The organism is Bradyrhizobium sp. CCBAU 53338 (genome assembly GCF_015291665.1).
Classification (GTDB): Bacteria; Pseudomonadota; Alphaproteobacteria; order Rhizobiales; family Xanthobacteraceae; genus Bradyrhizobium.
Window position 1 is genome coordinate 6,933,473 of sequence record NZ_CP030048.1, and the last position, 12,775, is coordinate 6,946,247.

The following is a 12,775-nucleotide window of genomic DNA, read 5'->3' on the forward strand; positions in this document are numbered from 1 at the left end:
GGGCGGTCCCTGGCGCGGCTCCTAGTGCAGCCGCGCCTTGGCGCGCGCCCGGGTCAATCCTTCCGCAAAAGACACCGCCGTGTCCAGACCCCTGCCGCTGCCCAATGCAACCACCGCAGGGCGGCTGCGCGAAAGCAGTGCACGCGCCGCATCGCGGGTCGATTCGACGCTGACCGCGTCGATCCGGGACACCAGCTCCTGCACCGTCTGCGGCCGGCCATAGGCCAGCACGTGCCGGGCGAGCTGCTCGGCGCGCGAGGAGCAGCTCTCCAGCGCCATCAGCAGGCCCGCCTTCATCTGCGCCTTGGCACGGGCGATCTCGGCCTCGGTCAGGGTTTCGACCGAATCATTCATGATGTCGACCACGACCTCCATCATCTCCGGCGCGTCGGCGGGATCGGTGCCGGTGTAGAGGCCGAAGAAACCGGTATCGGTATAGGGCGCGTGGAACGAATAGATGGAGTAGCAGAGGCCGCGCTTCTCGCGCACCTCCTGGAACAGCCGCGACGACATTCCGCCGCCGAGGATGTTGGTGAAGACCTGGAGCGAGAACAGCGACAGATCGGTCTGCGGCACGCCTTCCAGCGCCAGCGTCAGATGCGCCTGTTCGAGCTCGCGATGCACGACCTTGGCGCCGCCCTTGCCGAACATGGCCGCTTGCGGCTTCGGTCCCGGCGTCGCCTCGAAGCTTGCAAAACGCTTCTCGACCTCGGCCACGACCTGCTGGTGGTCGACGGCACCGGCCGCCGCCACCACCATGTCGGGGCCGCGATAATGCGTCGCGAGGTAATCGCGCAGCGAATCGCGGTTGAAGGCGCGCAAGGTCTTGGCGGTACCGAGCAGCGAGCGCCCCATCGGCTGGTCGGGATAGCAGAGCTCGTTGAGATGCTCGAACACGACGTCGTCGGGCGTGTCCTGGGCTGCGCCGATCTCCTGCACGATGACGTTCTTCTCGCGCTCCAGCTCGTCGGGCTCGAAGGCGGGATTGGCCAGGATGTCGGCGAGCACGTCGAGCGCCAGCGGCACGTCGGCCTTCATCACGCGGGCATAGTAGGACGTCGTCTCGGTCGAGGTGCCGGCATTGAGGTCGCCGCCGACCGCCTCGATCTCCTCCACGATCTCGCGCGAGGAACGCCCGGTCGTGCCCTTGAACGCCATGTGCTCGAGCAGATGCGAGATGCCATGCTCGTTCGGCTTCTCGTCGCGACCGCCGACGCCTGCCCAGACGCCGAGCGCTGCGGTCTCGAGGTGAGGCATGTTGTCGGTGACGACGGTCAGGCCGGAGGCAAGCTTGGAAATCTCGACGCTCATCCGGCAACTCCCTGTTTAGCGGCGCGGCTGACCGACAGCACGAACCGCTCCACCTCGGCCTGATCGTTCTTCATCACCTTCATGTGTTCGGATTTGGTCATGAGACCGTCGAGCCAGGCCGGCAGTTGCGGCCGCTGGCCGCAGGCCGCTTCCACCGCATCAGGGAATTTGGCGGGATGCGCGGTCGAGAGCACGATGCTGGGCACGGTCGTGTCGGTGGTGTCGCGATCGGCGACCGCGAGCGCCACGGCCGTGTGCGGATCGACCAGTTCGCCGGCCTCGCGCCAGGCGGCGCGGATCGCAGCGGCGGTCTCGGTCTCGTCGGCGCGGCCGGCGTCGAATTCCGCGCGGATCGCGGCCAGCGTCGCATCCGGCAGCACGAAGCGGCCCGACTGCTTCAGCGAATCCATCAGCCGGCGCACGCTGGTCGCATCGCGATTGCTCGCTTCGAACAGCAGCCGCTCGAAGTTCGAGGAGATCTGGATGTCCATCGACGGCGAGGCGGTGGCGTGCACCTCGCGCACCTCGTAGATGCCGGTCTTGAGCGTGCGGGCGAGGATGTCGTTGACGTTGGCGGCGATGCGCAGCGTGCGAACCGGAAGTCCCATGCGCTTGGCGACGTAGCCTGCGAAAATGTCGCCGAAATTGCCGGTCGGCACGATGAAGTCTACCGCGCGCGCCGGCGCGCCGGCAGCGACCGCCGAGGTGAAGTAGTAGACCACCTGGGCAACGATGCGCGCCCAATTGATGGAGTTGACGCCGGACAGCGAAGTCGCATCGCGGAAGCGATGGTTGTTGAACATCCCCTTCACGAGCGCCTGGCAGTCGTCGAAATTACCCTCGATCGCGAGCGCGTGGACGTTGGCGGCGCCTGTCGTCGTCATCATGCGCTGCTGCACCTCGGAGATGCGCTTGTGCGGGAACAGCACGATGAGGTCGACATTATCGAGCCCTGCGAAGGCCTCGACCGCCGCGCCGCCGGTGTCGCCCGACGTCGCGACCACGATGGTGGTGCGCTGGCCGCGCTTGGCCAGCACATGATCCATCAGCCGCGAGATCAGCTGCATCGCCACGTCCTTGAAGGCGAGCGTCGGACCGTGAAACAGCTCCAGCACGAATTGATGCGGCGACATCTGGCGCAGCGGCACCACGGCCGGATGGCGGAAGGTGGCGTAGGCCTCGTTCGCCATGCGGCCGAGCTCGGCGTCGGACATCTCACCGCCGACGAACGGACGGATGACGTCAACCGCGACCTCCCAATAGGGACGACCGAAGAAGCCGGCGATGGTCTCGGTCGAAAGCTGCGGCCAGGTTACCGGCACGTACAGGCCACCGTCGCGGGCGAGCCCGGTCAGCATCACGTCACAGAAGCCGAGCTCAGGGGCCTCGCCCCGGGTCGAGATATAACGAGTCAAACTGCCCTCCAAAGGCCGGCCCGGCTTGAATTCGGGCCTTAAGCCTTTGATTTCACGATGTTCCTAGTTCTTGAGCCAGAGGCTTGCGGCACCATAGAGGGTTTTGCCGGGCCGCACCATGCCCCAACGAAAAGGGGCTGCGGCGATGCCGCAGCCCCTCTCTTGGAAGGTCTGTCGTTGATGTGTGCAGACCCGGTTTTCCGTGGTGGGGCACCTGCCCCGAAATCGTCGGTTCGAGCTATCGTCGCCCGTCATGGGATCGTCAAGGAGAAAAACGGCGCGCAGCGCCGAACGTTCCTGTTTTTCCTGACGCGCCTCGGTTGCATCCGATACCAGCGCACGGCTTGGGCGGCCTTCGATACCTGTTTTTCCCGAAGTGCCGCGCCGGGAAAGGAACGAACGGCGCGTCGGCCCATTGTGTCCGCGGATGGTATCAGCCGTCGTCCACGCATTGCCCGGACGCGCGGCGACGCCGATCCGTCGACTGAGCCGGCTGCATCCTGGAGCAGCCGGTTCGGTCCCTGACGGTGTCAGCCAATCCCGATTTCCACCGCGATCCGGATCAGGTCGGAATGGTTCTTGGCCCCTAGCTTCTGCTTGAGCAGGGACGTGGTGTTGGCCACGGTCTTGTAGGAGATGCCGAGGGCCTCGGCGACCTCGACGATCTTGTCGCCGCGCCCGAGCAGGCGGAGAATCTCGAGCTCCCGCGGCGTCATCTGCGAGGCCGGATTGGCCTTGATCGCAGCACCCGAGAACGTCACCGCCTCCGCAAGCTGGGGCGAGATGAAATTGTCGCCTGCGACCACCTTGCGCACCGCCTTGAGCAGGATCCGGGGATCGTCGCCCTTGGAGACATAGCCCTGCGCCCCAAGCTCCACCGCACGGACCACGAAGGCCGGATCGTCGTTCATGCTGAACATGATGATCTTGGCGTCAGGGTCGTCCTTGCGGATCCGGCGCATCAGCTCGAAACCGGAGACATCGGGCAGGCTGATGTCGATCACCGTCACGTCGGGGCGCTTGCTGATATAGGCACGATGGCCTGATTTGGCGTCGGTTGCCTCCTCGATCCGGATCGAATGGTCCGATGCGAACAGGGTCCGGCAACCGGACAGCACCACGGGATGGTCGTCGACAATCAGGACTCGGGTCGCCGGCTTGGCGGTATCTTGCATCGCGCGCTCTCTTGCTGACTGGACTCATAGACTGGCAGGAACAAATGGAAAGAGAAAATCCCGCGGGAGGGCGTTAGAATTGCCCAAATGTGGCAACGACTTTCGTTTAAAACCCAGCTGGTTCTCCCGCTCCTGGTGAGTTTTCTCGCCGCCCTGGCGCTGGGTGGCGTACTGCTGCAGATTTTTGCAGCCGGCCAACTGGCTGACGAGAACGAGCCCGGTCGACGCTCGACCCGGACCGTCGCTGACGCGCTCAACAGCAGCCTGGGCGCGTCGGACAACCCCCAAAAAATGCTCGACGCCTTTGTCGGCTCCTTGGGCAGCTCCTCCGATATCCAATTCCGGCCGCTGGAAGCGGGTCCTCCGCCACCCGCGAGGGAGCGCTTGCAGGATTTGCATGGCGTACCGCAATGGTTCGTGGACCTGATCGCCGTCCCCGAGATAGACGCGGCCACTCCGGTCATCATCGGCGGCCGGCGTGTCGGCGATATCGTGTTCGTGCCGGACCTGTCGGCCGAGCTGTTCGAGAAATGGATCGGCTTTCTGGCGCTGACGGGCCTGATTGCGGTGTTGATGGTGCTGACCGGAACGATCGCCTATCTGTTCGCGGGATCCGCGCTGCGCCCGCTGCGAGATCTCGGCACAGGCCTCACCCGCATCAGGCGCGGCGATTACACGACGCCGATCCCGGTCGCGGGCCCGCCGGAAATCCGGCAGAGCTGCGAGGAGGCCAATGCGCTGGTGACAACGCTCGCGCAATTGAGCGAGGACAATCGCGATCTGCTGCACCGGCTGGTGTCGCTCCAGGACAATGAGCGGCGCGATCTCGCCCGCGAACTGCATGACGAACTCGGCCCGCTGCTGTTCAGCATCCGTGCCGGCACGATCGCGCTGAGCGAAGCTTCACCGCAGACGGGGCATCTCGGCAATTCCGTGCAGGAGGTGATGCGGTCGGTCGAGGCGCTTCAGCAGACCAACCGTCGCATCCTCGACCGGCTGCGTCCGCTCTACATCGAGGAACTGGGACTCGAGACCAGCCTGCAAACGCTGCTCCAGAACTTTCGGAAACAGGCGCCGCATATCGGCCTGACGACCGCGCTCGACCCTGATCTGAACGGGATCGACGGTCCGCTGGCCCAGACGGTCTATCGGCTGATCCAGGAGGCGCTGACCAACGTGCTGCGCCATGCTGCGGCACGCAACGCCCATGTACAGGCGAGCATCGCCGGCAAGGCACTCGCCATCGAGATCTCCGACGACGGCGCCGGCTTTCCCGCCGACAACGTCTTCGGCCGGGGCCTGACCGGGATGCAGGAGCGGGTACGTGCGCTCAGCGGATCGCTGACGCTGCTGCGGGCGGATGAGCGAACCTATGTGCGCTGCCGGCTGCCGTTGGAAACGGCACGAGACGGGTCTGCCTCGATCTAGCTAGTGCCGCGTTGCTTCGCTCGAAAACGCTTTAGCAGACGCAGCCCTCGTACGCATCCTGATGAGCCGGTTCGCACAGCGTGCTGTGGATCTTGCCTTCCGCACTGAACCGAAACGAGGCGCGAATCCGCAGCGCGCCTGCAACGGAATATTCGAGATCGACGCCATTCTGCGCGGGATGGATTTCCTCCAGACCAAAACCCGCTGACGGGAAAGCGTTGAGCTTCGGTCCCCAATAGGTCTCGAGCTCGCGCCGGCCGCGATAGAGACGCGTGCCGTTGCAGGTGCATTCCACTTCGGCATCGTCGGCATAAAGGTCGAGCAGCGTCGCGAGATCGCCCCTCCGACACGCATCCACCCAATCGACAACGAGTCCCATCTGATCGAAATCGCGCACGCCAGCCATCCTGTTTGCCGCGAAAAAATCAGACGCGGCTTAAAATCACCCTCGTGAATATGGGCTGAATAATAAAGCCCGGATGATTCCGGGTTCCTACCGGGAACCTACGGATGTCCACCACTCTGTCCACGTCCCCTCAGCCAGACACCGAATGCGATCAGCACCGCGCCGGCAAGCGTGAACCACGTGATGGCGTATTGCAGATGATCGTCCTTCAGATGCACGTCGAGCGGCCCCGGACGCGGAATGCCGTTCTCGGGCGCCGGCTGTTCGAGATCGATGTAGAACGGCGCGACCGTGCCCCAGCTCAAAGCGCTTGCGATCGCAAGATGGTCACGCACGAACCACAGCCGCTTGTCCCGATTCTCCGCCGGCGTGAGCCAGCCTGCCTGTTCCGGGAAGCGCAGATAGCCCGTGAGCACGACGGGCGCCCCGGTGACGAGCTTCTTCACCGCGCGATCCTCGACACTGCGCTCCTGCATCGTGTTCTCGACGAAGCCCGCATCGATCACCACGATCTCACCGCTCGGCAGCCGCGCCGGCAGGAAGGCCCAGGTGCCGGGACCGGAGGCATCCTTGCGCACCGCGGAGCCGGAGGAATAGACCATCGCATCCGGCGCAGCCACATAGGTCGCGGTGAAGCTGACGCGGCGAAACTCGTCGCGCGCAGGCGTCAGCGCGGCCCATTGCGCGGGCGGCAGCAGCGCGATGGGTGCGGCTGCGAGGCGCTCGGTGAGCGCAGCGATCAATTCGTGCTTGGCGGTGCGGCGCTGCAATTGCCAGACACCGAGCGCGACGAAGGCCGCGGTCAGCAGCAGCGTGAACAGCATGAAGCCGGCCACGCCGGGCTTGCGGGCAGTCTCGTTCATTTCGCGCGGTCGACCAGTCGGCCAGGTGCCGCCTTGTGATGGAATTGCAGCGCGATCAGAAGCGACTTCATCGAGCGGAGCGGCAGAAGCGTGGTGGCCAGGATCAGCGGCAGCCACAGCACCGCATGAACCCAGAACGGCGGCTGATACTTGACCTCGACGACGAGCGCGCAGCCGACCACGATCGCGCCGGCCAGCATGATGATGAAGATCGCCGGGCCGTCGCCGGCATCGATGAAAGCGTAGTCGAGGCCACAGCGGTTGCAGGCGGGCGCCAAGGTGAGGAAGCCCGCATAGAGCTTGCCCTCACCGCAGCGCGGGCATTTGCAGGCGAGCCCGCGCAGCGCGCTTTGCAGGACGGTGGGTTGGGACTGAGGTGTGTCGGCGGTATCGTTCATCGCAAGCAAGCCTATCACAGTTTCGGACGAGACTCCGGGCTCTGGAAAGCGAAAGGGCGGCCCTGCGGCCGCCCCTTGCAGATTGATCCGTCGCGGCTCAGTGCGCGCCGTGGGCCATGGTCTCGGCACCGTGTCCCCAGACGTAGATGCACAGGAACAGGAACAGCCAGACCACGTCGACGAAGTGCCAGTACCAGGCAGCGAACTCGAAGCCGAGATGCTGGGTCGGCGTGAAGTGGCCGGCATAGGCGCGCGCCAAACACACGATCAGGAAGATGGTACCGACCAGCACGTGGAAACCGTGGAATCCGGTCGCCATGAAGAAGGTCGCGCCGTAGACGTTGCCGGCGAACGAGAACGCCGCGTGGCTGTACTCATAGGCCTGTACGCAGGTGAAGGTCGCGCCCAGCAGCACCGTGAGGATCAGGCCGTACTTCAGGCCCTGGCGATCGTTCTCGAGCAGCGCGTGGTGCGCCCAGGTGACCGTGGTGCCCGAGGTGAGCAGGATCAGCGTGTTGAGCAGCGGCAGATGCCAGGGATCGAAGGTCTCGATGCCGTGGGGCGGCCAGGTGCCCGGGACCGCGCAAGCGCCGGCAGCCGTGCCGAGACCGCAGCCGAACACGGCGTCGCGGGTGGCGTGGACGGCATCGGCCGGGAACAGCGCGGCATTGAAATAGGCCCAGAACCAGGCGACGAAGAACATCACCTCGGAGGCGATGAACAGGATCATTCCGTAACGGTGATGCAACTGCACGACGCGGGTGTGGTCACCCTTGTACTGGGCTTCCTTGATCACGTCGCCCCACCAACTCGCCATGGTGTAGAGCACGCCGATGGTGCCGACACCGAACACGATCGGCGCGGCCGAGAACATGTGGTGCATCCAGGAGATCGCGCCGACCGCCATGATGAAGGCCGAGACGGAGCCGACCGCCGGCCACGGAGAGGGATCGACCAGATGGTAGTCGTGATGCTTGCCTTGCGCGGTAGCCATTGCGGTCTGTCTCCTCAATCCCGTGCCTGTCGGGCACTTATCCCCTTGTTCCAACCCCTGAGCATCAACCCGGCGGCTGGAGATTTCCCTTGCGCTTGTCGTCGTCGCCGGATGCGAGCGGCTTCACCACCGGATCCTTCACGGGATAGAACGTGTAGGACAGCGTGATGGTGTTGAGCCCGTCATTGTCGTGATCCTTGACGATCGACGGATCGACATAGAACACCACCGGCATCTCGCGCTTCTCACCGGGCGCCATGGTCTGCTCGGTGAAGCAGAAGCAGTTGATCTTCTGGAAATAGGACCCGACCGTCAGCGGCGCGACGTTGTAGGCGGCCTGGCCCGAGGTGGTGCGCGCGGCCTGGTTGGTCACGTTGTAATAGATCGTCGTGACCTGGCCGATATTGACCTCGATTTCGGTCTGCTCCGGCTCGAATTTCCAGGGCAGGCCGGGCGCGACGTTGGAATCGAAACGCACCGCGATCTTGCGGGCGATTGGGCCGCTGGCGGGCGCCGAGGTCGCGACCTGGGTCGTGCCGTTGAAGCCGGTGGCGCGGCAGAACCAGTTGTAGAACGGCACGGCTGCGTAGGACGCGCCGACCATCAGCGCGACAACGCCGCCGCAGATCGAAGCGACCAGCACATCACGACCCAAGGCCCCTGAACGGCCCTTGCTGGCCGTTCGGCTCTGATCCTGCGGTATGGTCGGCTTCTGATCCATCTCTGTCACATTGGGCGAACTAGAACCGCCGGTCCCTTGACCATGGTGACGGCGAAGAAAAGGATGACGAGCACACCGAGCGCGAGCGCGATTGCGATCGAGCGCTGACGACGGCTCTTCTTCTGCGCCTCGGTGAGGACGATTCCATCTGGCTCGGGTTTGTCAGCCATTCCTGCCTCATGCGCCCCCGACCATCGGAGCAAGCGCCCGGACCACGACCTCGGCCAGCAAGGTCGCGAACAGCGCGAACAGATACAGGATCGAGAAGGCAAACAGTTTTCGCGTTGCGCGCAGCGACTGGCTGCGTTCGCGGCGCATGTAGACGTTGATCGCGAGCACCAGCATGCCGGCCCCGAGCACCAGCGAGGTCACGCCGTAGATGGCATCGAAATAGCCGAGCGCCCAGGGTGCCGCGGCGACCGCGATCAGCACGATGGTGTAGAGCAGGATCTGGAGGCGGGTCGCGTCCGGACCGGCGACGTTGGGCAGCATCGGAATGCCGGCGCGGGCATAGTCGTCGGAGCGGAACAGCGCCAACGCCCAGAAATGCGGCGGCGTCCAGAAGAAGATGATGGCGAACAGCAGCAGCGGCTCGACGTCGACCGTGCCCGTGACGGACGCCCACGCCACCACCGGCGGCAGCGCGCCCGCGGCGCCGCCGATCACGATGTTTTGCGCGGTCCAGCGCTTCAGGCCCATCGTGTAGATCACGACGTAGAAGAAGATGGTGAAGGCGAGCAGCGCGCCCGCGATCCAGTTGACGAGAATGCCGAGTGTCATCACCGAGAAGAAGGCGAGCGTCATGCCGAACGCCATCGCCTCGGGCCGGGTGATGCGGCCGCGCGGGATCGGACGGTTTGCAGTGCGCGACATCTTGGAATCGATGTCGCCCTCGAGCGCCATGTTGAGCGCGCCGGAAGCGCCGGCGCCGACGGCGATGCAGAGCATCGAGGTGATCGCCAGCACCCAGTGGAAGCGTCCGGGCGCCATCGCCATCCCGACCAGCGCAGTGAAGATCACGAGCGACATCACCCGCGGCTTGAGCAGCGCGAGGTAGTCACCAACCTCCGCTTCAGAGATGCGAGGATTGATGTCGATGGCGTTCTGATCGAGGACGGACACTTAAACCTGCTCGTTTCGTTGCCGAGCCGCGGCGCCCGTCACGGGCGCCGCGGGAGTTTCATCGCTTACTGCACGCGAGGCAGCACTTCGAACTGGTGGAAGGGCGGCGGCGAGGACAGCGTCCACTCCAGCGTGGTGGCGCCCGCACCCCAGGGATTGTCGCCCGCCGGGACCTTCTTCATGAAGGCGTCGAACACGCAGTAGAGGAAGATAAGAACGCCGAAGCCGGAGATGTAGGAGCCGATCGACGAGATCAGGTTCCAGCCGGCGAACGCATCCGGATAGTCGACGTAGCGGCGCGGCATGCCCGACAGGCCGAGGAAGTGCTGCGGGAAGAACACCAGGTTGACGCCGATGAAGGTGACCCAGAAGTGCGTCTTCGCGATCGTCTCGTTGTACATGTAGCCCGTCATCTTCGGGAACCAGTAGTACCAGCCGGCGAAGATCGCGAACACCGCACCGAGCGACAGCACGTAGTGGAAGTGCGCGACGACGTAATAGGTCTCCTGCAGCACGCGGTCGACGCCGGCGTTCGCCAGCACGACGCCGGTGACGCCACCGACCGTGAACAGGAAGATGAAGCCCACCGCCCAGATCATCGGGGCGCGGAATTCGATCGAGCCGCCCCACATCGTGGCGATCCAGGAGAAGATCTTCACGCCGGTCGGAACCGCGATGACCATCGTGGCGGCGACGAAATAGGCCTGCGTCGCCGAGGACATGCCGACCGTGTACATGTGGTGCGCCCAAACCACGAAGCCGATGCCGCCGATCGCGACCATGGCGTAGGCCATGCCGAGATAGCCGAACACGGGCTTGCGCGAGAAGGTCGAGACGATCTGGCTGATCATGCCGAAGCCGGGCAGGATCAGGATGTACACTTCGGGGTGACCGAAGAACCAGAACAGGTGCTGGAACAGCACGGGGTCACCGCCGCCCTCGGGGTTGAAGAAGGTGGTGCCGAAATTGCGGTCGGTGAGCAGCATGGTGATCGCACCGGCGAGCACCGGCAGCGACAACAGCAGCAGGAACACCGTCACCAGGATCGACCAGACGAACAGCGGCATCTTGTGCAGGGTCATGCCCGGCGCGCGCATGTTGAAGATCGTGGTGATGAAGTTGATGGCGCCGAGGATCGACGAGGCGCCCGCCAGATGGAGCGAGAGGATCGCGAAGTCGACGGCCGGGCCGGGATGGCCGGAGGCCGACAGCGGCACATACATGGTCCAGCCGGCACCGACGCCGTTGGCGCCCGGCTCGCCTTCGACGAAGGTCGACAGCAGGAGCAGCGCGAAGGAGGCCGGCAGCAGCCAGAACGAGATGTTGTTCATGCGCGGGAACGCCATGTCGGGCGCGCCGATCATCAGCGGCACGAACCAGTTGCCGAAGCCGCCGATCATCGCGGGCATGACCATGAAGAAGATCATGATCAGGCCGTGCGAGGTCACGAACACGTTATAGGTGTGCGTCTCGTGGAATATCTGCACGCCGGGATACATCAACTCGGCACGGATCGCGACCGACATCGCGGCACCGATGATGCCCGCGATGACCGCGAAGATCAGGTACATCGTGCCGATGTCCTTGTGGTTGGTCGAATAGACGTAGCGACGCCATCCGGTCGGATGGGCGTGCTCGTGGTCATGTCCGTGGTCTTGCGCGTGATCGCCGTGTGCCGCTGCGCTGGTTGCCATTTTCAAATCCTGCCTTGCGTCCCGTTCGGACCGTTGGAGGTCCCGCCCTTTATGTCGCTTTCAGTCCCTCAAGCCGTCGCCCGGCGCTTACTGCGTCGGGCCGGCTGCGGAGGCGAAGGTGCTGGTGTCGCCGCTCGCAAACTTCTTCTTCGCCGATTCAACCCAGGAGGCGAAATCCTGGTCGTTCACCACGCGGATCGCGATCGGCATGAAGGCGTGGTCCTTGCCGCAAAGCTCCGAGCACTGGCCGTAGAACATGCCGGTCTTGGTGGCCTTGAACCAGGTCTCGTTCAGCCGGCCCGGAATGGCATCGATCTTGACGCCGAACGCCGGCAGCGCAAACGCGTGGATGACGTCGGCGCCGGTGACCTGAACGCGAATCACCTTGTTGACCGGCACCACCATCTCGTTGTCGACGCCGAGCAGGCGGGGCTGCTTGTCCTGGGCCATCAGCGAGTCGAACTCGAACTTGCCGTTGTCGGGATAGGCGTAGGACCAGTACCACTGCTTGCCGGTCGCCTTGATCGTCAGGTCCGCCTTCGGCACGTCGAGCTCGAGGAACAGCAGGCGGAACGACGGCACCGCGATGCCGACCAGAATCAGCACCGGCACCAGGGTCCACACCACCTCGATCAGCGTGTTGTGGGTGGTCCGCGACGGCACCGGATTGGCCTTCGCGTTGAACTTCACCACCACGATGACGAGCAGCGCCAGAACGAACAGCGTGATCAGGATGATCAGCACCGACAGGAAATTATGGAACCAGACGATGTTGTCCATCACCGGGGAACCGGAGCCCTGCAGGTGCCACTCCCACGGCTCAGGCTGACCGAGCTCGGCAAATGCCGCGCCGCCCGTCGCCAGCATGATGCCAGCCGCCACTACGGCGATGGTGGCCATTCCCAGCAAATGCCGGCCCACCCGACCCATCGACATCCTCATGCCGTTCGCGCTCCCCTTACGAAATCACCCCAAGTGCATCCCCCCATTTTGTGGGGAACGCTTATTCGATCCGCCCGTCTGACAAACCGCCGCTCAAGAATACCTCTAAGAGGAATTGGGGCCAGATCGCTAGAACGCCGAAATCAAGCCTCTCAAACCATAATTCTTGATCTATCGCAATGCAGTCTTGAGCCCCCTCTGTCAGCGATCACCCGCAAGATATTTCCCAGTAACATCAGACAAAAATACCGCTTGCCGGGATGCCGCGGCTTGACAGCCGGATTGCCCGCTGTAGGCACAGGCGCA

13 protein-coding genes are annotated in these 12,775 nt (G+C 64.3%); 1 reads left to right on the top strand and 12 read right to left on the bottom strand.

The window, feature by feature from the left end; all coding sequences use genetic code 11:
• Window positions 1–21: 21 nt before the first annotated feature.
• The 3 genes from XH90_RS32635 to XH90_RS32645 form a co-directional block, all read right to left on the bottom strand.
• Window positions 22–1,311, bottom strand: coding sequence for a pitrilysin family protein (locus XH90_RS32635; RefSeq protein ID WP_194478327.1), 1,290 nt, complete (start codon window positions 1,309–1,311; stop codon window positions 22–24).
• Window positions 1,308–2,726: a threonine synthase gene (gene thrC / locus XH90_RS32640; RefSeq protein ID WP_194478328.1), complete on the bottom strand. Its 1,419-nt coding sequence runs from the start codon at window positions 2,724–2,726 to the stop codon at window positions 1,308–1,310. The genes XH90_RS32635 and thrC overlap by 4 nt, the downstream gene beginning before the upstream one ends.
• Before the next feature lie 530 nt (window positions 2,727–3,256).
• Complete coding sequence (locus XH90_RS32645) at window positions 3,257–3,901, bottom strand: response regulator transcription factor (RefSeq protein ID WP_194478329.1); 645 nt, start codon at window positions 3,899–3,901, stop codon at window positions 3,257–3,259.
• An 87-nt stretch (window positions 3,902–3,988) separates the two neighbouring features.
• Between XH90_RS32645 and XH90_RS32650 the strand changes: the two genes are divergently transcribed.
• A complete protein-coding gene (locus tag XH90_RS32650; RefSeq protein WP_194478330.1) occupies window positions 3,989–5,329 on the top strand; it encodes a histidine kinase in 1,341 nt (446 codons plus the stop codon).
• Between the two features lie 31 nt (window positions 5,330–5,360).
• Here the strand turns inward: XH90_RS32650 and XH90_RS32655 are convergent, their stop codons facing one another.
• The 9 genes from XH90_RS32655 to coxB form a co-directional block, all read right to left on the bottom strand.
• Window positions 5,361–5,726, bottom strand: coding sequence for a nuclear transport factor 2 family protein (locus XH90_RS32655; protein ID WP_194478331.1), 366 nt, complete (start codon window positions 5,724–5,726; stop codon window positions 5,361–5,363).
• A gap of 107 nt (window positions 5,727–5,833) precedes the next feature.
• Window positions 5,834–6,598, bottom strand: a complete 765-nt coding sequence (locus tag XH90_RS32660; RefSeq protein ID WP_194478332.1) for an SURF1 family protein — start codon at window positions 6,596–6,598, stop codon at window positions 5,834–5,836.
• A complete protein-coding gene (locus XH90_RS32665) occupies window positions 6,595–6,996 on the bottom strand; it encodes a DUF983 domain-containing protein (RefSeq protein ID WP_194478333.1) in 402 nt (133 codons plus the stop codon). Before XH90_RS32665 ends, XH90_RS32660 begins: the two co-directional genes overlap by 4 nt.
• 97 nt (window positions 6,997–7,093) lie before the next feature.
• Complete coding sequence (locus XH90_RS32670) at window positions 7,094–7,990, bottom strand: cytochrome c oxidase subunit 3 (RefSeq protein WP_194478334.1); 897 nt, start codon at window positions 7,988–7,990, stop codon at window positions 7,094–7,096.
• 64 nt (window positions 7,991–8,054) lie between these two features.
• Window positions 8,055–8,711 (bottom strand): cytochrome c oxidase assembly protein, encoded by a 657-nt coding sequence (locus tag XH90_RS32675; RefSeq protein WP_194478335.1) that lies wholly within the window; start codon window positions 8,709–8,711, stop codon window positions 8,055–8,057.
• 5 nt (window positions 8,712–8,716) lie between these two features.
• Window positions 8,717–8,881, bottom strand: coding sequence for a CoxF protein (locus XH90_RS32680; protein ID WP_148754405.1), 165 nt, complete (start codon window positions 8,879–8,881; stop codon window positions 8,717–8,719).
• Between the two features lie 7 nt (window positions 8,882–8,888).
• Complete coding sequence (locus tag XH90_RS32685) at window positions 8,889–9,833, bottom strand: heme o synthase (protein ID WP_194478336.1); 945 nt, start codon at window positions 9,831–9,833, stop codon at window positions 8,889–8,891.
• Between the two features lie 65 nt (window positions 9,834–9,898).
• Window positions 9,899–11,527 (bottom strand): cytochrome c oxidase subunit I, encoded by a 1,629-nt coding sequence (ctaD, locus tag XH90_RS32690; protein WP_194478337.1) that lies wholly within the window; start codon window positions 11,525–11,527, stop codon window positions 9,899–9,901.
• 87 nt (window positions 11,528–11,614) lie between these two features.
• A complete protein-coding gene (coxB, locus tag XH90_RS32695) occupies window positions 11,615–12,469 on the bottom strand; it encodes a cytochrome c oxidase subunit II (RefSeq protein WP_194478338.1) in 855 nt (284 codons plus the stop codon).
• Between the last annotated feature and the right edge of the window lie 306 nt (window positions 12,470–12,775).